At 64.4% G+C, this 23,974-nt stretch carries 23 protein-coding genes; 12 read left to right on the forward strand and 11 right to left on the reverse strand.

The window, feature by feature from the left end; translation table 11 throughout:
* Window position 1 precedes the first annotated feature (1 nt).
* The gene (locus C0V82_RS24645; protein ID WP_102115044.1) at window positions 2-1,492 is read right to left on the reverse strand and encodes a class I adenylate-forming enzyme family protein; all 1,491 of its coding nucleotides are present in this window, start codon (window positions 1,490-1,492) and stop codon (window positions 2-4) included.
* Window positions 1,489-2,118, reverse strand: coding sequence for a TetR/AcrR family transcriptional regulator (locus C0V82_RS24650; protein WP_102115045.1), 630 nt, complete (start codon window positions 2,116-2,118; stop codon window positions 1,489-1,491). The genes C0V82_RS24645 and C0V82_RS24650 overlap by 4 nt, the downstream gene beginning before the upstream one ends.
* A 191-nt stretch (window positions 2,119-2,309) precedes the next feature.
* Between C0V82_RS24650 and C0V82_RS24655 the strand changes: the two genes are divergently transcribed.
* The 3 genes from C0V82_RS24655 to C0V82_RS24665 all read left to right on the forward strand — a co-directional run bounded on the left by C0V82_RS24655 (window position 2,310) and on the right by C0V82_RS24665 (window position 6,849).
* Complete coding sequence (locus tag C0V82_RS24655; protein WP_158660186.1) at window positions 2,310-3,191, forward strand: alpha/beta fold hydrolase; 882 nt, start codon at window positions 2,310-2,312, stop codon at window positions 3,189-3,191.
* 17 nt (window positions 3,192-3,208) lie between these two features.
* Window positions 3,209-5,431, forward strand: coding sequence for a TonB-dependent receptor (locus C0V82_RS24660; RefSeq protein WP_102115047.1), 2,223 nt, complete (start codon window positions 3,209-3,211; stop codon window positions 5,429-5,431).
* A gap of 137 nt (window positions 5,432-5,568) precedes the next feature.
* Window positions 5,569-6,849: a spinster family MFS transporter gene (locus tag C0V82_RS24665; RefSeq protein ID WP_102115048.1), complete on the forward strand. Its 1,281-nt coding sequence runs from the start codon at window positions 5,569-5,571 to the stop codon at window positions 6,847-6,849.
* 5 nt (window positions 6,850-6,854) lie between these two features.
* On the opposite strand, the gene C0V82_RS24670 is transcribed toward C0V82_RS24665, so the two are convergent.
* From C0V82_RS24670 to C0V82_RS24680, 3 genes are read right to left on the reverse strand one after another with little or no spacing between them, the layout of a single operon-like run.
* Window positions 6,855-7,487, reverse strand: a complete 633-nt coding sequence (locus C0V82_RS24670; protein WP_102115049.1) for a glutathione S-transferase — start codon at window positions 7,485-7,487, stop codon at window positions 6,855-6,857.
* A gap of 19 nt (window positions 7,488-7,506) precedes the next feature.
* On the reverse strand, window positions 7,507-8,400 hold the full coding sequence (locus tag C0V82_RS24675) for a pirin family protein (RefSeq protein ID WP_102115050.1): 894 nt from the start codon (window positions 8,398-8,400) through the stop codon (window positions 7,507-7,509).
* A 4-nt stretch (window positions 8,401-8,404) separates the two neighbouring features.
* Window positions 8,405-8,803 (reverse strand): acyl-CoA thioesterase, encoded by a 399-nt coding sequence (locus C0V82_RS24680; RefSeq protein ID WP_054168429.1) that lies wholly within the window; start codon window positions 8,801-8,803, stop codon window positions 8,405-8,407.
* A gap of 197 nt (window positions 8,804-9,000) precedes the next feature.
* Between C0V82_RS24680 and cysE the strand changes: the two genes are divergently transcribed.
* Complete coding sequence (gene cysE, locus C0V82_RS24685; RefSeq protein WP_102115051.1) at window positions 9,001-9,843, forward strand: serine O-acetyltransferase; 843 nt, start codon at window positions 9,001-9,003, stop codon at window positions 9,841-9,843.
* An 11-nt stretch (window positions 9,844-9,854) separates the two neighbouring features.
* Window positions 9,855-10,184: a hypothetical protein gene (locus C0V82_RS24690; RefSeq protein WP_102115052.1), complete on the forward strand. Its 330-nt coding sequence runs from the start codon at window positions 9,855-9,857 to the stop codon at window positions 10,182-10,184.
* Window positions 10,185-10,230: 46 nt separating this feature from the next.
* On the opposite strand, the gene C0V82_RS24695 is transcribed toward C0V82_RS24690, so the two are convergent.
* Window positions 10,231-11,004: a ferredoxin--NADP reductase gene (locus tag C0V82_RS24695; protein WP_102115053.1), complete on the reverse strand. Its 774-nt coding sequence runs from the start codon at window positions 11,002-11,004 to the stop codon at window positions 10,231-10,233.
* Window positions 11,005-11,341: 337 nt separating this feature from the next.
* Here C0V82_RS24695 and cysG point away from each other — a divergent pair, with 337 nt between their 5' ends.
* From cysG to cysC, 7 genes are read left to right on the forward strand one after another with little or no spacing between them, the layout of a single operon-like run.
* On the forward strand, window positions 11,342-12,748 hold the full coding sequence (gene cysG / locus C0V82_RS24700) for a siroheme synthase CysG (RefSeq protein WP_188595035.1): 1,407 nt from the start codon (window positions 11,342-11,344) through the stop codon (window positions 12,746-12,748).
* Between the two features lie 19 nt (window positions 12,749-12,767).
* A complete protein-coding gene (locus C0V82_RS24705) occupies window positions 12,768-13,091 on the forward strand; it encodes a DUF2849 domain-containing protein (protein WP_158660187.1) in 324 nt (107 codons plus the stop codon).
* A 37-nt stretch (window positions 13,092-13,128) separates the two neighbouring features.
* Complete coding sequence (locus tag C0V82_RS24710; protein WP_102115055.1) at window positions 13,129-14,847, forward strand: nitrite/sulfite reductase; 1,719 nt, start codon at window positions 13,129-13,131, stop codon at window positions 14,845-14,847.
* Window positions 14,834-15,343, forward strand: a complete 510-nt coding sequence (locus C0V82_RS24715; RefSeq protein WP_102115056.1) for a DUF934 domain-containing protein — start codon at window positions 14,834-14,836, stop codon at window positions 15,341-15,343. The genes C0V82_RS24710 and C0V82_RS24715 overlap by 14 nt, the downstream gene beginning before the upstream one ends.
* Window positions 15,340-16,065 carry a phosphoadenylyl-sulfate reductase gene (locus C0V82_RS24720; protein ID WP_102115057.1) on the forward strand — a complete coding sequence of 242 codons (726 nt, stop codon included), beginning with the start codon at window positions 15,340-15,342 and terminating at the stop codon, window positions 16,063-16,065. The genes C0V82_RS24715 and C0V82_RS24720 overlap by 4 nt, the downstream gene beginning before the upstream one ends.
* Complete coding sequence (cysD, locus tag C0V82_RS24725) at window positions 16,065-16,880, forward strand: sulfate adenylyltransferase subunit CysD (protein ID WP_102115058.1); 816 nt, start codon at window positions 16,065-16,067, stop codon at window positions 16,878-16,880. The genes C0V82_RS24720 and cysD overlap by 1 nt, the downstream gene beginning before the upstream one ends.
* Window positions 16,881-16,901: 21 nt before the next feature.
* Entirely contained in the window at window positions 16,902-18,833 is a 1,932-nt protein-coding gene (gene cysC, locus C0V82_RS24730) for an adenylyl-sulfate kinase (protein WP_102115059.1), read from the forward strand.
* Window positions 18,834-18,887: 54 nt separating this feature from the next.
* Here the strand turns inward: cysC and C0V82_RS24735 are convergent, their stop codons facing one another.
* The 5 genes from C0V82_RS24735 to C0V82_RS24755 form a co-directional block, all read right to left on the reverse strand.
* Window positions 18,888-19,343, reverse strand: a complete 456-nt coding sequence (locus C0V82_RS24735; protein ID WP_102115060.1) for a hypothetical protein — start codon at window positions 19,341-19,343, stop codon at window positions 18,888-18,890.
* An 11-nt stretch (window positions 19,344-19,354) separates the two neighbouring features.
* Window positions 19,355-20,467, reverse strand: coding sequence for an EAL domain-containing protein (locus C0V82_RS24740; protein WP_102115061.1), 1,113 nt, complete (start codon window positions 20,465-20,467; stop codon window positions 19,355-19,357).
* A gap of 83 nt (window positions 20,468-20,550) precedes the next feature.
* Window positions 20,551-21,333, reverse strand: coding sequence for a DUF4198 domain-containing protein (locus C0V82_RS24745; RefSeq protein WP_102115062.1), 783 nt, complete (start codon window positions 21,331-21,333; stop codon window positions 20,551-20,553).
* Window positions 21,334-21,417: 84 nt separating this feature from the next.
* Window positions 21,418-22,860, reverse strand: a complete 1,443-nt coding sequence (locus tag C0V82_RS24750; protein WP_102115063.1) for a sulfite reductase subunit alpha — start codon at window positions 22,858-22,860, stop codon at window positions 21,418-21,420.
* Window positions 22,860-23,894, reverse strand: a complete 1,035-nt coding sequence (locus C0V82_RS24755) for an FAD:protein FMN transferase (protein ID WP_211107948.1) — start codon at window positions 23,892-23,894, stop codon at window positions 22,860-22,862. The genes C0V82_RS24750 and C0V82_RS24755 overlap by 1 nt, the downstream gene beginning before the upstream one ends.
* Window positions 23,895-23,974 lie beyond the last annotated feature (80 nt).

The raw sequence follows: 23,974 nt of genomic DNA on the forward strand, positions 1-23,974 counted from the left end.
ATCAATGCTGGAGACGATGTTTCTGCACCTTCCCCGCCGCCGTGCGTGGGAAGTCGGTGACCGCGACAAAGCTTTTCGGCACCTTGAAGGGCGCCAGCCTTTCGCGGCAGAAAAGGGTCAGCTCGTCCGCCGGCGGTATTGTCTGGCCAGGGCGGGGCAGGATATGGGCGCACCCGACCTCTCCCCATTTCTCGTCCGGCACGCCCACGACGGCGGCTTCCAGGATGGCGGGGTGCTGCGACAGCACATTCTCCACCTCCGCCGGATAGACATTCTCCCCGCCGGAAATGAACATCTCCTTGATGCGCCCGACGATGTAATAGAACCCATCCGCGTCGCAGCGGGCCAGATCGCCGGATTTCAGCCAGCCATCGGCGGAGAAGGCGGCCGCCGTCGCATCAGGCCGGTTCCAGTATCCGGGCGTAATGCCCGGCCCGCCGAACCACAGTTCGCCCGCCTCGCCCGGCGTCACATCCACCCCGTCTGGCCCCACGATGCGCACGCCGGCCAGGACCTGTGGCTTGCCCACCGACCCGATTTTTTCGGCCACCCGGTTGGGATCCATGATGAAGGCGGTGGGCCCCGTCTCCGTCATGCCCATGCCGTTACACACGCGCACGCCGCGTTCCAGGAAACGCTGCACCAGTTGGTCCGACAGCGGCGCCCCACCACACCCCCAGGACCGCAGCCTTGTCAAATCCACCGACGCGAAACGCGGATGCAGCGACAACATCTGATAGATGGCGGGCACGCCGAAAATCGCGTCCACCCGCCCTGCCGCCACCAGATCCAGCATCACATCGACGTCAAACCCCGGCATGATCAGCACCCGCCCGCCGATGATCAGGGTCGGCAGCGTGTGCAGATTGATGCCCGCCGTATGGAAAAGCGGCAGGAAATTCAAGGTCGTATCGCGCGCCGTCAGGCCAATGGGCTGTGAGATGTTGATATAGTTCACCATGGCCATGGTGAAGGTATAGATCACGGCCTTGGGCGTGCCCGTCGTGCCGGACGTGTACAGCAGGTACCAGATGCCATCGGCCGGCCAGAGCCGCCGCCCGGCATGGGCCGGTGTCGCGTCCCGCCGCTCCGCGTAATCGGTATCCAGCCCAACCCGTAGGGGCACATCGCCGGACAGGTCCGCCGCCACACCCGCATCCTCATCGCCAAAGAACAGCACGCGTGGGGCACTGTCGGCCAGCAGGGGTCGGATTTCCGCAGCCGGCATGCGCCAGTTCAGCGGCACCAGGATGGCCCCCATCTTGGCGCAGGCGAACAGCATCTCGAAAAACTCGATGCGGTTGCGGCACAGGATGGCGACGCGGTCCCCTTCGCCAACGCCCAGCGACAGCAGCAGACCCGCCGCCCGTGCCGCGCGCTCGTCCAGCGCCGCGTAGGTCACGGTGCGGCCCGTCGCCACCTCCTCCATGGCAATGTCGCTGCCGGCCAGTTCGGCCCGCTTGGCGGTAATGTCGAAGATACAGGGGATCATGCGCCACCCCCGCCGCGCGCCAGCGGCGACAGGCCAAAGGTGATCAGCTCCGCCGCCGCATCGGCCACTTCCTTGGCCGTCTTGTCGCTGCTCCACACGGCATAGCGCATGCCCAGGAACACACTCATCCCGATCAGGGCCCAGGCGCGCTCCTCCTCATGCCCCGGCCTGATCTCGCCCTTTTCGGCGGCCTGGGCCAGGTTGCGGGTATAGGCAGCGGCGAAGACCTTGTAATAATTCAGATAGGCATCCTCGGCGACGAACTGCGCCTCCATGACGATGCGGTACAGATCCTTGTGCTCGCGCACGAAATCGATGAACGCTTCCAGGCCCAGCCGCTCCGCCGTCAGACGGTCGACATTGCCCGGCACCCGCTCAGCAATATGCTGGCGGGTCAGGTGGCCCATATCATCGACCAGGGCGCGGAACACCTGCTCCTTGCTGTCGAAATATGTGTAGAAGGTCCCCAGCGCCGCGCCGGCCCGCTGCGTGATCCCGCTGATCGACGCCTCGTGATACCCGCGCTCCCCGAACTCGGCCGCCGCCGCGTCCAGCAGCTTGCGCAATGTCCGCTTGCCCCTTTCGGTGCGCGGGGCCTTGGACGTTGCCGTCTCTTCGCCGCCCATGATTTCCTCCCTGGCTGCAACTTGAATATTGACTCAGGTTTCGATTTGCCGCAAGCATGGGGGCAAGCCGGACGGAAGATTGACCCATCAATCTCCATCAACCCCAGCCTTCCACGACCAGCGCAATCGGTCCAGGGCGGGATAACGAACACCGGCACGGGATGGAAGCTTCAAGAGGGGTAGACCGGCGCATGCCGTATCTGGTCACCAGCGATCAGGCGAGAATCGCCTATGATGATGTGGGGCAGGGGCGTCCGCTGCTGCTGGTCCATGGCTGGGCCACGCATGCCGGCTTCTTCCGTCCCCAGGTCGAAGGCCTGTCGCAAAGCTTCCGCATCATCAGCGTCGATCTGCGCGGCCATGGCCGCTCGCGGGCCGCGGTTGGTGATCTCTCCATCGATCTTCTGGCCCGCGACATCGTGGAACTGGCCGACCATCTGGACCTGAACGACCTGCTGGTCGTGGGCTGGTCGATGGGGGCCATGGTGCTGTGGCGCGCCCTGCTGGATGGGCTGTCGTCGCGTGTGGCCGGCATGATCTCCATCGACATGGCACCCCGCGTCATCAATGGCGATGGCTGGGACTTAGGGCTTCGCGGCAGTTCGGTGGCCAAATCGGCGCGGCAGACCCAGGCCGCCATGGTCGCCAACTGGGCCGCCGTCGGCCCCCGCGTCGCCGCCCGTATTTTCGCGGAAGGCCTTGATGTGGAACAGGCCATCCTGCGCCGCTGGGCAGAGACGGAGGTGGCGGACAGCGACCCCGTTTCCATGGCCCGGCTCTGGACCTCGCTGACGGCGCAGGATTTCCGCCCCCTGCTGCCCGGCATTTCCGTGCCCGTCCTGGTGACGCATGGAAAATTGTCGCGGCTTTATTCCCAGGATACGGCCCAGGCGCTGGCGTCACTGCTGGCCCATGCCGTCACCATCGGGTTCGACCGGTCGGGCCATGCCCCGCATCTGGAAGAACCCGACCTGTTCAACAGCACGCTGACCCGTTTCGCCGCCACCCTGCCCCCGGCGGGTGGTGCGGAAGCAACCGGTGCCGGGCGGGATGAACCCGCCGGCGCTCAATGAGAATGAAAGGGAGAACCATGAAGACGTCGTTCGGTAAATCCTCCATCACCGCCCTGCTCTGCGCCGGCACGGCCCTGACCAGTCTGGCCACCCTGCCCGCCCTGGCGCAGCAGGCCCCGGCCCAGGAAACGGCCAGCGAAAGCATTCTGGGAGAGATCGTCGTGACGGCCCGCCGCCGTGCGGAAAGCCTGCAGGACGTGCCCGTCTCCATCTCGGCCTTCACCGCCGAACAGCTGGAAAATGCCGGCACGCAAGACATCACCTCGCTGACCAAGACCACGCCCAACCTGACCATGCAGGTGGCCCGTGGTTCCAACTCCACGCTGATCGCCTTCATCCGCGGCGTGGGTCAGCAGGACCCGCTCTGGGGCTTCGAGCCGGGCGTTGGCCTTTATGTCGACGATGTCTACGTGGCGCGCCCGCAGGGTGCTGTGCTGGATATTTTCGACATCGAGCGGATCGAGGTTCTGCGCGGTCCCCAGGGTACGCTCTATGGCCGCAACACCATCGGCGGTGCCGTCAAGTATGTGACCAAGCGCATCGATGACGAGCCGCACATGAAGGCCAAGGTGCAGGTCGGTTCCTACAAGCAGACCGACCTGATCCTGTCCGGTTCCGCGCCGGTGACGGAGAATGTGGGCGTGTCGGGTGCTGTCGCCCTGTATCGCCGCGACGGTTACGGCAAGAACCTGACCACGGGCCAGGAACATTACGACAAGGACGTGTCCGCCGGCCGCCTGTCGGTGGAATTCAAGCCGAACGAGGATCTGTTCATCCGCGTCGCCGCCGACAAGACGGTGGATGACAGCAATCCCCGCCATGGCGCCCGCCTGTTCGCCACCCCGACCGTCCCGGTCCTGGACAGTGTCTATGACACGCGCGCCGGCCTGACGGGCAAGCAGAAGGTCAAGAACCAGGGCGTGTCCGGCACCATCGAGTATAACGTCAACGACAGCGTCATGGTGAAGTCCATCACCGCCTATCGCGATGGCCGCTCCGACACTGTTATCGACTTCGACAATCTGCCCGCCAAAATCCTCGACATCCCCGCCTATTACGAGGATGACCAGTTCAGCGAGGAACTGCAGCTGGTGTACGAAGGCGACCGCCTGAAGGGCGTTGCCGGCCTTTACTACATGGATGCCCATGCTGAGGGTGCGTTCGACACGATCCTGGCGCTGGCCAACCTGACCACGCTGACCTCCGGTTCGGTCGATACCAAGTCCTATGCGGCCTTCGCCGACTTCACCTATGAACTGACCGATCAGGTCAAGGCCTCGGTCGGCGCGCGCTATACCTCGGACAAGAAGACGGGCACCGTCTACCGCGTGAACTATGCAGGCCTGACCAGCCCGCTGTTCGGCGGTGCGGCGCGCAACCCGACGCTGATCCGCTCCAACTACACCAACCAGCGCACCTTCGACGAATTCACGCCCCGCGTCAGCCTGACCTATGAACCGACCCGCGACTTCACGCTCTATGCCTCCTATGGCCGGGGCTTCAAGTCGGGCGGCTTCGACATGCGCGGCGACGTGATCTCCACGCCGGACACGGCCAACGGCTATGATCCCGAACTGGTGGACACGTACGAGGTCGGGTCAAAGTCCCGCTTCCTGGATGGCCGCGCCACCTTGAACCTGGCCGCCTTCTATTCCGACTATAAGGGCCAGCAGGTGACGACCCAGGTGCCGTCGGGCGCCACCGTCGTCAGCTTTGTGGACAATGTCGGCTCCTCCACCATCAAGGGTCTGGAAGCCGAGGGTCTACTGGCCATCACCGATGAACTGACGGCCAATTTCGCCATCGGTTACATCGATGCAGAATTCAACAAGTTCCTGCGCTACAACCTGACCAGCCGCGTGTACGAGAATATCGCCAACACGGCCGTGTTCCAGAACACGCCGAAATGGACGGCGAATTTCGGCCTGACCTATGTCCACGACATGGGCGAAGGCGGCACCCTGACCCTGACCGGTAATGCCGCCCACCGCAGCGCCTTCTCCCTGTTCGAATTCCGCAACGCGCTGCTGGATCAGGATGGCTATACGCTCTATGACCTGTCCGCCGTCTGGACCGCTGCCAGCGACAATTGGTCGGTGGGCCTGCATGGCAAGAACCTGGGCAACAAGAAGTACCGCGTCGGCGGCTACAACTTCCCCGGCGCCCTGTTTGGTGACAGCATCATCGGCTATTACGGCGCCCCCCGCACCGTGACCGCCACGGTCGAGTACCGGTTCTAAGTGATGGCGGGGTGGTGCCACGGCACCACCCCTCTCGCCTTTGGGCGGTTTTTCATGTGACTATCTCCCTGACTGGTGCCGCGCCTCCTCCGGGGGACGCGGCCCTTCTTTACCCACACCTCTCATAAGGGATCGTGATGAACAGCGACGCGACCACGGGCCGCCAAGGCGGCAATGCCTATCGCACCTATGTGCTGGTCGTCCTGATCCTGGTCTATATCTTCAATTTCATCGACCGGCAGATCCTGGGCATCCTGGCGCCGTCGATCAAAGCCGAACTGAACCTTACCGACAGCGATCTGGGATGGCTGGGCGGCTGGGCCTTTGCCCTGTTCTACACAGCCATGGGCGTGCCCATCGCCATGCTGGCCGACCGGTTCAGCCGGACCTGGATCATCACCGTCTCGCTGGCAGTGTGGAGCGGTTTTACCGCCCTGTGCGGTGCCGCCACCAGCTTCTGGCAATTGTTCCTGTGCCGGCTTGGCGTCGGTGTGGGCGAGGCGGGGGGCGTGGCGCCTGCCTATTCCCTGATCGCCGACTATTTCCCGCCCAAGGAACGGGCCCGCGCCCTGGCGGCCTATAGTTTCGGCATCCCCATCGGCATGTCGCTGGGCATCCTGTTCGGCGGCTTGATCGCGCATCAGATCGGCTGGCGTTGGGCCTTCATCATCTGCGGCCTCGCCGGTCTGGCGCTGGCCCCGCTGCTGAAGCTGACGGTGAAGGAACCGGCGCGCGGCGGCCTTGACGCGGCCCAGGCCAAGCCGCAAGCGGCCAGCCTGAAAGACGTTCTGTCCACCCTGTCAGGCAAGCTTTCCTTCTGGCTGCTGGCCTTCGGCGCCTCCTTCTCCTCCGTCATGGGCTATGGGCTGGCCTTTTGGCTGCCTTCGTTTTTCCAGCGCAGCCACGACATGTCGCTGGTCGACCGCAGCCTGTTCTTCTCGGCCATCGTCTTTATCGGTGGGCTGATCGGGGTGTGGCTGGGCGGGTCGCTGGGCGACCGGCTGGGGGCCGGGAACAAGGCGAACTATGCGCGCGTCCCCGCCACGGCCTTCCTGATCTCGCTGCCCTTCTTCTTCGGGGCCGTGAATACCGGCTCGCCCGTGCTGATGTTCTTCCTCTTTGTGGTGCCGCAGGCGCTGGCCCTGATGTGGCTGGGGCCGACCCTGTCGGCGGTACAGCATCTGGTGCCCGCCAACATGCGCGCCACGGCGTCGGCCATCTTCCTGTTCATCAATAATCTGATCGGGATCGGCTTCGGCACCTGGTTCCTGGGTAAGCTGTCGGACATTCTGCGCGCCGGCTATGGCGATGAAAGCCTGCGCTACTCCATCCTCTACTGCCTCAGCTTCTACGCCCTGGCCGCCATCCTGTTCTTCCTGGCGTCGCGCCGGCTGGACCGGGACTGGCATCGGGAATGACCGGCTTACGGGATGCCGTTCGCCCCGAACTCCCGAAAACCTGACCGCTCGCGCAGCCGCGCCCACCAATCCTCTACCGCTGGCAGATGCGGCCGCTCCATCGGCGTCATCTTCCAGCGGTTGGTGGACAGACCCAGAACAATATCGGCCAGCGTAAAGCCCGCCCCTGCCACATAGGCGCCGGTCTTCGCCAACTGCCCCTCCAGAATGCCCATCTGCCGGTTCCATCCGGACACGCCTGCCGCAATCGCATCGGGATCGGCAAAGGCCGGGCTCTTGCGGACCAGCGCCATGAAGGCATAACGCCAGGCGGGGTTCAGTTCGGTGGCCTGCCAGTCCATCCACATTTCCACCCGCGCCCGCGCCAACGGCGCCACGGGCAGCAGGTCAGCGTTGCCCGCCTCTCCCGCCAGAAAGCGGCAGATGCTGTTGCTCTCCCACAGATAGCCATCGGCGACCTGTACCACCGGCACCTGCGCATTGGGGTTCATGGCGCGGAAGGCGTCGGTATCCACGGGCTGGAAGCCGCTGCCCCAATCCTCCCTCACGAAATCCCGCCCAACCTCCCGGCAGGTCCACAGAACCTTGCGGACATTGATGGAGGAAGCCTTGCCCAGGATACGCAATGGTTCAGTCATTTCGATACCAAATCAATTATCATTCCGGTAACGGAATAAACTCTGTCTCCCCAGGCACCGTTGGGAACCTACCATTGCGCCAGTCGGATTTCGCATCCTCGATCCGTTCCTTGGAGGAGGAGACGAAGTTCCAATAGATATAGCGCGGGCCATCCATCGGCTCCCCACCCAGCAGCAGCAGCCGGGTGTTACACTCGGCATGGACCGTCAGGGCATCGCCCTCACGCAGGACCAGCAACTGCCCCTGCCCGCCCTCTGCGGTAAACACATCACCGGCGATATTGATCCGCCCATCGAACAGGTAGAGCGCACGTTCCGGATGGCTGGCCGGGATTTCCACCTTGGCCCCGGCATCCAGTAACATCTCCATATAGATGGTCTCAGACAGGGTGCGGACGGGCGACGCCTCCCCGAACAGCTCCCCCGCGATCAGGCGCATCCAGACGCCATGGTCGCTGATGATGGGCAGGCCCTCGGCTGGATAATGGCTGAACCCCGGCTCGATCTCCTCAAACCGCTGCGGCAGGGCGATCCAGCTTTGGATACCGGCCAGATGGTTGCCGTTGGCTCGCAGACCCGCCTCGGTCCGTTCGGAATGCACAATGCCCTTGCCAGCGGTCATCCAGTTGATGGCGCCGGGCCGAATGGCCTGCACGCTGCCAACGCTGTCGCGGTGCATGATCTCGCCCTCCGTCAGATAGGTGACGGTGGACAGGCCGATATGCGGGTGCGGACGCACATCCAGGCCGGTGCCGGCGGGGAAGTAACCCGGTCCCATCTGGTCCCAGAAGATGAAGGGGCCGACCATGCGGCGCTTGGCGCTGGGCAGGGCGCGGCGCACCTCAAACCCGCCCACATCATGGCTTTTGGGAACGATGATCAGCTCAACCGGGCTGCTGGTCGGCAGGGTCATGGCTCTACTCCTGGGTATCGGCCGGCGGGATGGCGCGGGGGCGGCCATTTTCGTCGATGGCGACAAAGGTGAACAGGGCCTCGGTCACCTTGAACCGCGCCTCGTCAAAGCGCGACCGGCGCCAGGCCTCGACATGAATTTTCATCGATGTGCGGCCAATATGCTCAATGATGGCGTAAAGGCTGACCTCGTCCCCCACCGATACAGGCCGGTGAAAGACCATGCCGTCAACGGCGACCGTGGCGCAGCGTCCACGCGCCCGCCGTGCGGCGGCATTGCCGGCGGCCAGATCCATCTGGGCCATCAACCAGCCGCCGAAGATATCGCCCGCCGGGTTGGTATCGGCCGGCATGGCGATGGTCCGCACCGCCGGTTCGATGGGACAGCCATCGCTGGACCGCATCACCTCATCCCCCATCACGCCCCCCGGAATTTCTTTTGGAAAACAGGATGATGCACGCCCCGACGCCGCCTGTCGACCACTCCCGCGCGCAGCCCAGCGTACCACCCATGCCGCAAACGCCCCACAATCACCCTTGCCACGCCCCCCTGCTATGATCAAATAGCCGTTAAGAATTGCCCTTTGTTCCGAGGCAGCCCATGTCTGCGCGCGTCGCCCCCGTCCCTCAGGCCCTTGCCAATCTGGATCCCATCTGGGCCGCCCTGCGGAATGAGGCGGCGCAGGCCGTGGCGGATGAACCGCTGCTGGCCGCCCTGTTTTATGGCGCCATCCTGAACCAGCCCTCGCTGGAAATGGCCATCATCCACCGCATCGCCACCCGCCTGGCGCATCAGGATGTGCAGGGTGAGCTGCTGGTGCAGGCCTTCACCGATGCGCTGAACGCCGAGCCGGAGATGGGTCAGGATTTCCGCGCCGATGTCGCAGCCGTGCTGGACCGCGACCCCGCCTGCCACCGCCATATTGAGCCGGTTTTGTATTTCAAGGGCTTCCAGGCTCTGGAAACCCACCGCATGGCCCACCGCCTCTGGCATCTGGGCCGCCGCGACATGGCTTTGTACCTGCAAAGCCGGTCTTCGGTGGTGTTCGGCGTCGATATCCACCCCAATGCCCGTTTCGGGCGCGGCGTGATGATCGACCATGCCACCGGCGTGGTGGTGGGTGAAACCGCCGTGGTCGGCGACAATGTCTCCATGCTGCACGGGGTGAACCTGGGCGGCAATGGCAAGGATGATGGCGACCGCCATCCCAAGATCGGGTCGGGCGTGCTGCTGGGTGCCAATGCCAAGGTACTGGGCAATATCCATGTCGGCGACTGCGCCCGCGTCGCCGCCGGCTCTGTCGTCCTGCGCGACGTGCCCCGCGCCGTGACGGTGGCCGGCGTACCCGCCAAGATCGTGGGCGAAGCCGGCTGCTCCAACCCCGCCCGCGTCATGGACCATGTGTTCGCGGCAGACTACAAGGATCAGGGCGCGGATATTTAAGGGCTACTGCGATGCAGATTGTATCTTCTGATCGCAGTTTCAAGATTGCCGGGTCGGGCAAAAAAATAGAATTATTTATTGACTATGACAGCATCACAACCATTGTCGGCTACAAGATCGACCTATTCACGGTCGATCTTGTATGCTGCGATATAGTCTTCATCTCATCAGATCATCAGCTGACTTGGACCGCCCATGAGGAAATGCCTGGCTTCGAGAAGCTGATGCTGTACCTGGAGAATCTTCCAGGTTTTGACCGTAGCTGGCGGGAAAAAGTCATCCTTCCAGCCTTCGCAGAGAATCGCACCACGATATTCCGTCGGGACGTGAGGCCGGATTGAAGGACCCAAAACCAAACCGGGGCACCCATGGGCGCCCCGGCTTTGCTCACCTTTCCACAAACGCCTTTTCGATCACGTAATTGCCCGGCGTATGCCCGGCCCCTTCCGTGAAGCCGCGTTCCTTCAGCAGTTCCACCGTCTCGGCCAGAACGTCCGGCCCGCCGCAGATCATGGCGACGTCGTTGGCGGGGTCCAGCGGGGCGGCCTTGATATCCTCAAACAGCTTGTGGCTGCGGATCAGGTCGGTGATGCGGCCCTGGTTGCGGAACGGCTCGCGCGTCACCGTGGGGTAATAGGTCAGCTTGGCGGCCACATCCTCGCCCAGGAACTCGTCGTTCGGCAGGTCGTTGGTGATGTAGTCGTGATAGGCCAGTTCACCCACGGTACGGCAGGTATGGGTCAGGATCAGGCGGTCATACTTGGCATAGACTTCCGGGTCGCGGATGATGCTCATGAACGGGGCCAGGCCCGTGCCGGTGGAGAACATGTACAGGTTCTTGGCCGGGACGAGGGAGCTGGTCACCAGCGTGCCCACCGACTTCCGGCCATGGATGACCGTGTCACCCACCTGAATATGCTGCAACCGGCTGGTCAGGGGGCCGTTGGGCACCTTGATCGACAGGAACTCAAGATGTTCGGCATAGTTGGGCGAGACGATGGAATAGGCGCGGGTCAGCGGCTTGCCATCCACCGTCAGGCCGATCATCACGAAATGGCCGTTTTCAAAACGAAAGGCGGGCTCGCGTTCGCAGGTGAAGCTGAACAGCGTGTCTGTCCAGTGATGGACGGACAGCACCTTGCTTTCGATGAACGCGCTCATATCCAACTTCCTTCGTCACAGGCGACCGGCAACAGAGTCCCGGCCATGATTCCGCATTGCCACGACAGCTAATGTACATAGGCTGCGCGTTCAACCGGGTATTTCACACCCAAGCGCCCCATCGGCGCATGGCTGCCGTGTACACCCCCGATAAGTGCCTTTAACACCTACTTTACCTATCCACTCATGCCATTGATAAATATCAAAATTTTTCTCGAGATTTAATCCCTATATTTAACCTAGGAATATTGGAGAAATAATATTTCACCTCGACACGCCGTAAAAACGGGATCAAATCTCCCTCATTCCGCAGGTGCGGTAGGTGTGGAGCTGAGCGATGGCTTTGCGTGGATTTCCGGTGTCATTGCCTTTGGAAGGGCAGAAGGTTCTGGTGGTGGGCGGCGGCGAACTGGCTCTGCGCAAGGCGCGGCTGGTGGCCAAGGCCGGTTGCCGCCTGACCATCATCGCCGGGGAAATCCATCCTGACCTCGCCAAACTGGCCGACAAGGTGGTCCTGCGGGATTTCACACCAGATGATGTGGAAGATCACCGTATCATCTTCGCCGCCACCGATGTGGAAGAGGTTGACCGCGCCGTGGCCGATGCCGCCAACAAGGCGGGCATCCTGGTCAATGTCCCGGACAAGCCGGCCTTGTCCAGCTTCATCATGCCGGCCATCATCGACCGGGAGCCGATCACCATCGCCATCTCGTCGGGTGGGGCCAGCCCTGTGCTGGTCCGGCGTCTGCGTGAGCGGCTGGAAGCAGCGCTGGAACCCGGCCTGGGCCGTCTGACCACCCTGCTGGACAGTTTCCGCACTGCCGTAAAGGCCACGCGGGAGAATGAAACCGCCCGCCGCCGCTTCTGGGAAGCGGTGATCGACGGCCCCGTGGCCCGTGACTTCCTGGCAGGCCGCGAGCAGTCGGCGCGCGAGGCCCTGCTGGCCGCGGTCAACAACCCCGACTACGGACAGGCCCGAACTGGCACCGTCGCCCTGGTCGGCGCCGGGCCCGGCGACCCGGACCTTTTGACCCTGCGCGCGCTACGCGTTCTGCAGGATGCCGACGTGGTCGTGCATGACAAGCTGGTGGATGAGCGGATCATGGACTATGTCCGCCGCGACGCCCGCCGCATCTATGTCGGCAAGTCCAAGTCCCACCACACGATGAGCCAGGAAGCCATCAACCAGCTTCTGGTGGCAGAGGCCAAGGCTGGCCACCGCGTGGTCCGCCTGAAGGGCGGCGACCCGTTCCTGTTCGGGCGTGGTGGCGAAGAGATGCAGGCCCTGCGCTTCGCCAACATCCCGGTGGAGATCGTCCCCGGTATCACGGCGGCCCTGGGCTGCGGTGCCTCTACCGCCATCCCCGTCACCCACCGCGATCATGCCGCCGGCGTCACCTTCGTGACGGGCCATGGCAAGGATGGGGAGCCTGATCTGGACTGGCAGGCGTTGGCCCGCCTGCGCCACACGCTGGTGGTCTATATGGGCCTGTCGGCGGCGGAGACCATTGCTCGCCGCCTGACCGAGGCCGGCATGCCGGCCGACACCCCCGCCGCCCTGATCGAAAAGGGCACGCGGCCGGATCAGAAGCTGATCACGGGCACCCTTGCCACCCTGGCACCGCTGGCGGCGGCGCACGGGCTGGTGGGGCCGGCGATCATCATCATCGGCGATGTTGTCCGTTTGGCCGACCCCGCCCTTATCACCACGCTGGTGCCCGATCACCTGCGCGAAGCCGTTTGAGACAGGGAAGACCGTAGAGATGTTGGTCAAAGCCAAGGGAACCCAGCAATCCGTCGCCGCCAGCCGTCTTCTGGACGGAGAGGCCGTATGGCTGGGCACCGGCAACATATGGGTTGAGGACGTGGCCCAGGCCGCCGTGTTTGACGGGGCCGATGCCATTGCCGAAGCGCTCTCCTTCGCCAAGGCCGAGGAGAAGCGCCAGATCGTGGTCGATGTCTACCCGCTGGATGTGGAGATCACCGAGGCCGGCACCCGCCCCACTCACCTGCGTGAGCGTCTGAAGGGCATCGGCCCCACCGTCCGCCGCGACCTGGGCAAGCAGGCCCGCCAGCCCGCCGCCTGACCCCGATTACAAAACAGAGATGACAGGCCAAACCCCCATGCCTGATACGCACAGCCCCGCCCTCCGCAGCAATCAGCCGGCCGACGCGCATGCCGCCGTCTATCGCTATGACGAGTTCGACAAGACCTTCATCTTCGAGCGTGTGGAACAGTTCCGCGCCCAGGTCGAACGCCGCCTGAAGGGTGAGATTACGGAGGAGGAGTTCAAGCCCATCCGGCTGATGAACGGCCTCTACCTTCAGCTTCACGCCTACATGCTGCGCGTGGCCGTTCCCTACGGCATGCTGTCATCGACCCAGGTCCGGCGTCTGGCCCGCATCGCGCGCGTCTATGACAAAGGCTACGGCCATTTCACGACGCGCCAGAACATCCAGTTCAACTGGCCCAAGCTGGAGGATGTGCCCACCATCCTGCGCGAACTGGCCGAAGTGGACATGCATGCCATCCAGACCAGCGGTAACTGCATCCGCAACGTGACGACGGATCAGTTCTGTGGTGCCGCGGCGGATGAGCTGGTGGACCCCCGCGTCTATGCCGAGATCCTGCGGCAATGGTCCACCATGCACCCGGAATTCACCTATCTGCCGCGCAAGTTCAAGATCGCCATCACGGGCAGCCCAAACGACCGCGCCGCCGTGCAGGTGCATGATATCGGCCTGATCGCCAAAAAGGATGAGGTTACGGGCCGCGTTGGCTTCACCGTCTATGTCGGCGGTGGCCAGGGTCGCACCCCCTATCTGGCCGTCAAGGCGCGCGACTTCGTGCCGGTGGAAGAGATCATCGGCTATCTGGAAGCGATCCTGCGCGTCTATAACCAGCTGGGCCGGCGCGACAATATCTATAAGGCGCGCATCAAGATCACCGTGAATGAGATGGGGGCCGACAAGTTCATCGGCCTGATCGAAGAGGAATATGCCCGCCTGCCGCGGCAGAAATTCCATGTCGATCCCGCCATCGTGGACGCGATCCAGACCCATTTCGCCCCGCCGCCCTGGGTCGATCTGCCGGCCGTGTCGGACAGCTTCGAGGCCGCCAAGGCTGCCGACCCGGCCTTTGCCCGCTGGACCCGCACCAACCTGACCGAACACAAGACACGCGGTTACGCCATCGCCACCATCTCCTTGAAGCCCATCGGCGGCATTCCGGGTGATGCGGAATCCTCCCAGCTGGAAACCGTCGCCGATCTGGCCGACCTGTATAGCTTTGGCGAAGTGCGCGTGACGCATGAGCAGAATCTGGTTTTGGCCCATGTGCGCAAGGATGATCTTTACCCGCTGTGGAAGGCGCTGGACGCTGCTGGCCTGGGCACCGCCAATGCCGGGTTGATCAGCGATATCATCGCCTGCCCCGGCCTGGATTACTGCGCCCTGGCCAATACCCGCGCCATCCCGGTGGCGCAGCGTATCGCCGAGCGGTTCGCCGATCTGGACCGGCAGCATGATCTGGGTGAGCTGAAGATCAAGATCAGCGGCTGCATCAATGCCTGTGGCCACCACCATGTCGGCCATATCGGCATTCTGGGCGTGGATAAGAAGGGCGAGGAGTTCTTCCAGATCCTGTTGGGCGGCGATGCCGGCACCAATGCGGCCCTGGGCGAGATCGTCGGCCCCGGCTTCGATTATGACGGCATCATTGATGCGGTCGAAACCGTGGTGAACACCTTCGTGAATCTGCGCCAGCCCGGCGAGATTTTCATTCAGACGCTGGCCCGTACCGGCCACGCCCCGTTCAAGGAGGCTCTCTATGCCCGTGCTTGATCGTGGTCTGCCCATCGACGACCGCTGGACCGACCTTGCCGATGACCAGGACATCCCCGCCGAGGGGGCGATCATCGTCTCCCTGGAACGCTGGCGCACCGAACGCGACGCGCTGACCGCCCGGCGCGATGCCGTCGGCGTGCGGCTGAAATCCAATCAGCTGGCCACCGAAATCGCGGATGATCTGGGTTCCCTATCGCTGGTCGCCCTGGAATTCCCGAAATTCCGCGATGGCCGCGCCTTCTCTGCGGCACGCGAGCTGCGGGAACGGTTCGATTATAAGGGCGAGATCCGCGCCTTCGGCCATATCATCCCCGACCAGTACCTGTTCCTGACCCGCGTGGGCGTGGATACGGTGGTGGTCCCGGCCGACCGTGTCGGCCCCGCCTGGGCGCATGCGCTGAAGGAAATCTCGGTGGCGTTCCAGCCGGCCTTGGGCCGGGAGGAAGGCGTCTCCCTGCTGCGCCGTCACCTGAAAGGCACGGTCCCGGCATGATCACCGACCTTCAGGCCCGCGCCCGCGACCTGAATGCCCGTTACGGTCATCTGGAAGGTGTAGAACTTCTCCAGCCCCTGATCGAGACGGAGTTCAAGGGTCAGCTGGCACTGGTCTCCTCCTTCGGCACGGAAAGTGCCGTCCTGCTGCATATGGTGGCACAGATCGACCGCGACCTGCCCATCCTGTTCGTGAACACGCGCAAGCTGTTTGGTGAAACCCTGCGCTACAAGCGCAAGCTTGTTGAAACGCTGGGCCTGACCGGCCTGCGGGAGCTGTCGCCCACCACCGAGGCGGAGGCGGCCAACGACAAGGATGGCCTGCTCTGGCGCACCAGCAACACAGCCTGCTGTGATTTCCGCAAGGTGCAGGTGCTGAATGCCGGTCTGGCGCCCTTCAGTGCATGGATCACGGGGCGCAAGCGTTATCAGGCCACGACCCGCATCGAACTGCCCTTGTTCGAAGCGGCGGATGGCCGGATCAAGATCAACCCCTTGGCCGGCTATACCCGTGCCGACGTGGAATCCTATCTCGACCGGCACGGTCTGCCGCGTCACCCGCTGGAAGAGGATGGTTACCTCTCCGTGGGCTGTATGCCCTGTACCGACCGCGTCGCACCGGGCGAAGACATTAGAGCCGGCCGCTGGCGCGGTCAGGAAAAGACGGAATGCGGGATCCACCTGCCGCTTTCGTCCGCAACAAATCTGGTGGGAGCCTCCTGATGAGCAGCACCGATCAACATCTCGACCATCTCGACCAACTGGAAGCCCAGAGCATCTATATCCTGCGCGAGGCGCGCGTGCGCCTGAAGCGTCTGGGTCTGCTCTGGTCACTGGGCAAGGACAGCAACGTCCTGATCTGGCTGTGCCGCAAGGCCTTTATGGGCGAACTGCCCTTCCCCGTGGCGCACCTGGATACCGGCTTGGAATTCCCGGAATCGTACGAGTTCCGGAACCGCTATGCCGAGGAATGGGGCCTCAACCTGATCAAGGATGAATGCCCGCCCATCGAGATGACGGACCCGACCCTGCCACCCGGCACGCGCATCGCCGCCCGCAAGTCGCTAGGTCTGGCCGCAGCACTGGAGAAGTATCAGTTTGATGGGCTGATCACCGGCATCCGCCGCGATGAACAGGCCACCCGCGCCAAGGAACGCATCTTCAGCCCGCGCGGCCTGGATGGTGCCTGGCAGGCCGCCCACCAGCCGCCCGAATTCTGGGACCAGTACACGATTGAGCGTCACCCGGGCACCCATACCCGCGTGCATCCGCTGCTGGCCTGGACCGAGGTTGACGTCTGGCGTTACATCAAGCGGGAGGAAATCCCCTTGGTGCCGCTCTATTTCGCCAAGGATGGCAAGCGTTTCCGCTCGCTGGGCGAGATTGGCATCACCTTCCCGGTGGACAGCAATGCCAGCACCATCGACGAGATCATCGACGAACTGGAAACCACGCGCACGCCCGAACGCGCCGGCCGGTCCATGGACCATGAGGCCGAAGACGCGTTCGAACGCCTGCGTGCGACTGGTTACCTCTAAGAACACGGGTAGAAGAAGATCATGGCGAACGCCGCTCTCCGGATCGATACGGTCCCGGCCCCTACACCGTCCCAAGGTGCCACTGTGAAAAAGGCCCCTCTGGCCCCCTATCCCATCGTCATTGTCGGCCATGTCGATCATGGCAAGTCGACCTTGATCGGCCGCCTTCTGCACGATACGGACAGCCTGCCTGAAGGCCGTCTGGCGGAGCTGAAGAAGGTCTCCGAACAGCGCGGCCTGCATATGGAATGGTCATTCCTGCTGGACGCACTGCAGATCGAACGCGATCAGGGCATCACGCTGGACACGACGCGCATCTGGTTCAAGACGGCAAAGCGTCCCTACGTCATCATCGACGCGCCGGGCCATCGTGAGTTCCTGCGCAACATGGTCACCGGGGCCGCCGCCGCCGACGCCGCCGTGCTGGTCACCGATGCCGAACGCGGCATCTCCGAACAGACGCGCCGCCACGCCTACCTGCTTTCGCTGCTGGGCGTGCGCAAGGTGATCGTGGCCGTCAACAAGATGGATCTGGTCGATCACGCCGAAGACGCCTGGAAGGGTGTGGCCGGTGATGTCAGCGAGTATCTGCAGAAGCTGGGGATCGAGCCGCTTTACGTCATCCCGCTGTCGGCCCGCCATGGTGACAATATCGCCGCGCGGTCAGACAAGATGGGCTGGTATCGCGGGCCCACCCTGCTGGAGGCGCTCGACCTGCTGACCCCGACCGCTGCCCGGACGGAAGCGCTGCTGCGCCTGCCGATCCAGGATGTGTACCGCAAGGGCGACACCCGTCTGGCCGTGGGCCGTATCGAGACGGGCCGCTTGAAGGTCGGCGACAAGGTCGAAATCGCGCCGACCGGACAGCCGGCTACCGTGGCCAGCATCGATGCCGGCAAGGGTTCGGTCAGTGAGGCGCGGGCCGGCCAGTCGGTCGCCGTTTCCTTCATCGAAGACGCGGCGCTGAACCGGGGGCAGATAATCGCGCCTGCCGGCCACATGCCGCACATTGCCACCACCATCCGCGTCCGCGCATTCTGGCTGGACCCGGAAAGCCTGACGGCGGGCAGCCGCATCACCCTGCGCCTGACCACCTCTGAACACCCGGTGGTAGTGGAGAAGTTTGAGCGTCTGGTGGATGTGGAGAACCTGAGCGACAGCGAGGGTTCCGAGCTGGGTCAGGGCGGCATCGCAGAGATCGTGCTGCGCTCTTCCGCCCCCATCGCGTTCGACCATGCCGCCGACCTGCCCATCACGGGCCGCGCCGGTCTGGCGCGCGGTGGCCGCATTGTCGGCGGCTGTATCCTGCTGGGTGCCGCCAGCAACGTCACCGTTGCCGGCCCCGTCACCGCCGTCAACAGCTCCGTTGACCGTGACGCGTTTGAGGCGCGCAACGGCCATCGTGGCGGTGTCGTCTGGCTGACGGGCCTGTCGGGTGCTGGCAAGTCCACCCTGTCCATGGGCACGCAGCGCCGTCTGTTCGATGATGGCTGGCGTGTGGCCGTGCTGGATGGCGATAATCTGCGCAAGGGCCTGAACAAGGACCTGGGCTTCACGCCCGCCGAACGGCTGGAGAATGTCCGCCGGGTGGCGGAAGTGGCAAAGCTGATGGCCGAAACCGGTACTGTCGTGCTGGTCAGCCTGATCTCCCCCACCACCGAACTGCGCGATCTGGCCCGTTCCATCATCGGTGACGGGTTCCATGAGGTGTGGGTGAAGGCCGATGTCGCCACCTGCGCCGCCCGCGACCCCAAGGGTCTCTACGCGGCAGCCCAGGCCGGCAAGATCCAGCAATTCACCGGCGTCTCCGCCCCGTTTGAGACCCCGGTGAACCCGGAACTGGTGCTGGACACGTCCGAAATGGACATCACCACCGGCACCGAACTCCTAATCGCCCATATCCGCCGCCACCTGGCGCTGAGCCAGGCCGACGGCCACGCGGTCGGTATTTGATCTGGCTGTGAGTAAAAAGGCCCGCACCGGGAAACCGGTGCGGGCCTTTTTGTTTTAATAGCCGACCTTGCCCAAATCCTTCCAGGCCACAACCTCATCCACCAGGACAAGGCCGGTGGACATGCCGAAATGACCGTATCCTTCCAGGGGCGGACGGTTCATGTCCTTGGCCTTCCGCGCGATGATCGTAAACTGATAGGCATGCCCCCGCGCCGGCACAAAACCCGCCGGCTTCACCGTCTGATCATCCATGCTCAGCCAGACATTGGACCGAACTGCCAGTGCCTTCGTCACATCGTCCACACCTTCGTGAAAGACGGACCCTTCGAACTGGTTGATCCAAATGCCGTGCAGCGTTTCCGGCTCCCGCAGGTCAACGCATTTGCGGTCGCCAATATAGACCTGGACCCGCGTGGTGCCATGAACCTCCGGCACGAAACAGCTTTCCGGTGCCGCCCATGCCGGCAGGACGGCCATCGACAGGAACAGACCCGATACCAGACGCCGCATCACGCCCTCCCTCACCCCACCGGTCGATCCCGCTGTTCCACCAGCACCAGCCCCATCTCCAGGCACGCCCGCAACACCCCGGCATCGCGCGGATGGATCGCCACGACCCGCCCCACCCCAAAGGCCCGCATCCAGTCGGGCAGCGGCGGCACCGTCCCCTCCCCGCCGATGCCCATCAGGTCCAGCTTCAGATAATCCACCGCCTCCAGCGGCAGGTACCCCGGCTCCTCATGGCGCAGCGACAGATGGTCGATGGCGATCCGGCAATCCCAGAGGCGCAGCGTGTCGATGGCCTCATTCAGCCCCTCGGCGGTGAGGCCCGCACCGATGGCAGAGATTTCCACGATCAGGTTGCGGCGCTGGTCATAGGTCAGGTCGCGCACGAAATCCAGGAACAGCGGGTCCAGCACCGACCGCCATTGCAGGTTCATGCTGTGCGGGCTGTAAAGGCGCGACGGCTCATGCTGGAAATGCCGGATGGTGCGGCGGTCCAGCACCGGCGTCAGTTGCTCCAGCAGCCAGGGATCGCGGCGCAGCGGCGTGCCCACCGCACGCTCCAGATGGTCCAGCGCCACCGTGACCTCTCCAAACTCCAGACCCCACACACCTGATGGTGCCCGCCGCCAGACCGGGCTTTCCCGGACCAGCGACGACACATCCGCCCCGGCTAGCACCTGCTCGTAAACGGCCAGCTTCTGCACACCGGCCAGTTGCTGATGCTCCACCGCGCTCAGGGCCGGCGTCTCCTCCACGGCCACCGCAACCCCCGCCGGCACCTGCTTTTTCAGCAGGGCGGCCAGCCGCCCCGCCTCATGCGGCAGATGGTGGATGGAAAAGCGCGGCGCGCCCATATGCTGCTCGGCGAAATCCGCCGCCACGGCCTTCAGCTTGGCGATGAAGGGATGGGCGTTGGTGTCGGTGAACAAGAACACCTGCGCATAGCGCCCGACATCCACCACTTCCGGCTGGAACTGCGCCGCGAAATTGTCCAGCAGATGCACGATGGAATGCCGGAACAGCGGGTTTTCGGCATAGGGAACATCGCGCAGGTCGACCAGAACGGCCGTCCCCCGACTGTCCCCCTCGGCCAGCAAGCGCAGCAATCCGGCCGTGCCCGTCAGCATTCATCCGCTCCTGATCCCGATCTGGCCTCAACAGTAGCAGATCAGATATTGGCGCGTGTATATGCCGAAGGTGGCGTTGCCTTTTACGATCCTACAGCGAAGGTCAGGGTTGCACTGTGGCTCTTCACCGCCACCGGCCCGTCCGCCGCCTCCACCCGATGCCGGGCCAGCAGCAGGAAGGTCCCCTCCTGCGGCAGGGCGATGCTGGCCTTGCCATCATTGTCGGTCGTCACCGTCACGGCCTTGGCATCTTCCTCATCGGGCAGTTTCGGTCCCTGCAGGCTGATCGTCACACCCGCCACCGGCTTGCCATCCAGCAGCAACCGCACGGGCAGCGCTGCCCCGGCATCCAGCCGGTTGGGATGGGCCAGCGGCACGATCTCCAACCCCACCCCGGCGGGCGTCAGCGCCTTGTCGCTGGCGGGACCCTTGCTGACATAGACATCCGACCGCGTGATGCTCTGCGCATCCGCCACCCGCACCCCCGCCGGCGCCCCTTCCCGCTCCCGCACGGCCTCCCACTTGCCATTGACCAGCGCCATCTTGCGCGTGGCCCCGGTGCGCAGGCCGGTGGAGATGCGATAGGTGCCAGTTTCCGGCAAATCCACCTCAAACACCGCCAGATCCCGCAGATAAGTGACCGCAGGCAGCTTCACCTTCGCCCCCGCCGGCGTGACGACATGGTAATCATCGGCCTTCATCACGATATCCGGCGTGAACATCTCCTCCGTAAACGACGCCTCTACCGTCACATGATCACGCTGCGGCGTGTTGAACAGGTTGGGCTTCAGATAGCCGGTATGGGCAGCGGCGGGGCTGGCAAGGGCGATCAGGGCGGCAAGATATCCGGCGGAAAGGATGCGCATCACGCTCTCCGGGCAATAGGGTTTAGCTGGAAAGCACAATATGCGATTAAGAATGATTTGCAAACAAGATAAAGTGATATTTCCTCAATACACATCCCGGCAATACCGCCGCGCCGCCGCCAGTTCCTCCAGCGTCTCCGGCCCCAGCAGCTCGGTCAGCACGGCATGCACCCCGCCCGCCATGCCCTCCAGGCTGCCGCAGACATAGATCGCAGCCCCATCCGCCACCCACTGCACCACCTGATCCCCGGCTGCGGCCAGAAGGTGCTGCACATAGACGGGCCGGTCGCCATCGCGGGAAAAGGCGAGGTCCAACCGTTCCAGCACGCCCGCCGCCTGCCAGTCCGAAAGCTCGTCCGCGAACAGGCTGTCATGCGCCGCCGTGCGTTCCCCGAACAGCAGCCAGTTGCGCCCCCACCCTGCCGCCGCCCGCGCCTTCAGATGCGCACGCAGGCCCGCGATGCCGGTGCCATTGCCGATCAGGATCAGCGGACGATCATCGGGCGGCGGGTGGAACACGGCATTGCGGCGCAGGCGCAAGCGCACAGGTCCCCCCACGGCCGCATGCCGCGTCAACCAGCCCGACCCCAGGCCCAGCCGCCCATCCGGCCCCGCCACGCGCCGCACCACAAGGTCCAGCGTGCCGTCGCCGGGCAGGCTGGCAATGGAATATTCGCGATGCGGCAATGGCTCCCGCCCGTCCGGCAGGATGGTTTCCGACAGCCAGCGTGACAAGGGCCGCGTCACGCCCTCGCGCGTTTCCGCCCGCTCTCCCCCGGCGGCGATCAGGGCGGCGGCCACCGCGTCGGGCGGGTTGCACGGGCCGATTTCGGCAATGTCACCCGCCTGCCATTGCGCCGGCACACCCGCCGGCGGCGTCAGGCGCAGGTGGAAAACCGGCCCGCCCGGACTGCCTTGGTTCAGGTGCCGACGCTCACTCAACACCCATTCCTGATAATCCGGTGGGGTCCAGTCGGCCAGATGCACATGGCCGGCGATCTGGCCCAGATGATGCTGCCAATGGCGCAGCGCGCCGGCATCGCCATCATCCACCTCCACCAGATCGAACAAGGGCTGCGCCCCCTGCCGCCGCAGCCAGCCGTCAAGCGCGTGCCCAAAGGCGCAGAACCCCGTATAATCCCGGTCGCCCAGCGCCAGCAGCCCATAGCGCAGGCCCGACAGCGCCGCGCCCGCCCCCATCACCTTGCGCACGAAACCCGCCGCATGGTCGGGGGCGTCGCCCTCGCCCGTCGTAGAGACAATAAACAACGCGCGGTCCAGACCCGACAGCCGGGCGGCATCCAGCCGGTCGATGGCTTCCACCCAGGCCTTCTGCCCGGCATCCAGCAGCCCCGCCACCGTCCGCCGGGCCAACTCCTCGGCAAAGCCCGTCTGCGTGGCATAGACGACCAGAATGCCCTCCCCCGCCGCCACCGGGCGGTTGCGGGCGGCATGCCGGCGGAAAATGACGGCACAGAACAAGCCATAGGCGGCCAGCACCAGCCCCGCCAGAAGATAGCGGTCCATCACCCTTCCTCCGCCAGCGCGGCCAGCGCCGGGGTGATGATCTCCACCACGCCCGCCCCCACCCGCCGCACGAACAGAGCCATGATCCCCCGCGCCGCCGCCCAACCGGGGCCGTCCTCCGGCCCCAGCACAGTCAAGGCCGTGGCAAGCGCGTCGGCCATCATGCAGTCTTCATGCAGGACCGTGACGGCGGCAAGATCATCGGGCACCGGCCACCCGGTGCGCGGGTCCAGCGAATGCGACAGGCGCCTTCCGTCGGGACCGGTCATGAACCGGTTGCTGTCCCCGCTGGTCGCGACCGACAATCCGTGCAGGGCGATGCGCGTCAGCATGCCGCCCGGCCTGCCATCGCGGCCCGTCACAGGTTCCAGATCGACCCACCAGGGAGTGGCATCATGCTTGATACCCCAGCCCCGCAATTCCCCGCCAATATCAACCAAATAACTAACCACGCCCTGATCCGTCAGATGCCGCGCCACGCAATCCACGGCATAGCCCTTGGCGATGGAAGACAGGTCCAGACGCAGGCACCCCGGCTGCCACAGCCTGCCTTCTTCCACCCTTATATCGGCCCAGCGTGGCCCCGACAGCAGGGCCGCGATCCGATCGTCGGGCGGCGGGCACGCCACTGGTCCTGGCGGGCCAAAGCCCCAGGCATCAACCAGCCCGCCGATGGCCGGGTCATAGGCTCCACCACTGTTCGCCGACAGGTGCAGCGCCGCTGACAGCACCGCACAGAGTGACGGATCAACCGGCACCCAGCCGCGCGGGCTGTCATTATACCGGCACAGGTCGCTGCTCCGGTCCCAATGGCTCATCACCGCCACCACCCGATCCAGGATGGCAACGATCCCCCGCCGCAGGGCCAGTGGCGCCGGCCCCTTGGGCGCGATCAGGGCGACCGACCAGTAGGTGCCCATACTGGTCCCCGACAGGCGCACCACGGGCGCTTCCGCCGGCGGCAATGCCGCCTCGGGTGCATCCATAGGCAGGATCAGGCGCAGAGGGGTGGGCTTATGATGCGGCAGGGGCATGGCGGGGATGGCGTAGACATGGAACTTGAAGCGGCTAACCCTTTGTCATCCCGGCGCAAGCCGGGACCCAGGGGCCACAA

The organism is Niveispirillum cyanobacteriorum (assembly GCF_002868735.1).
Lineage (GTDB): Bacteria > Pseudomonadota > Alphaproteobacteria > Azospirillales > Azospirillaceae > Niveispirillum > Niveispirillum cyanobacteriorum.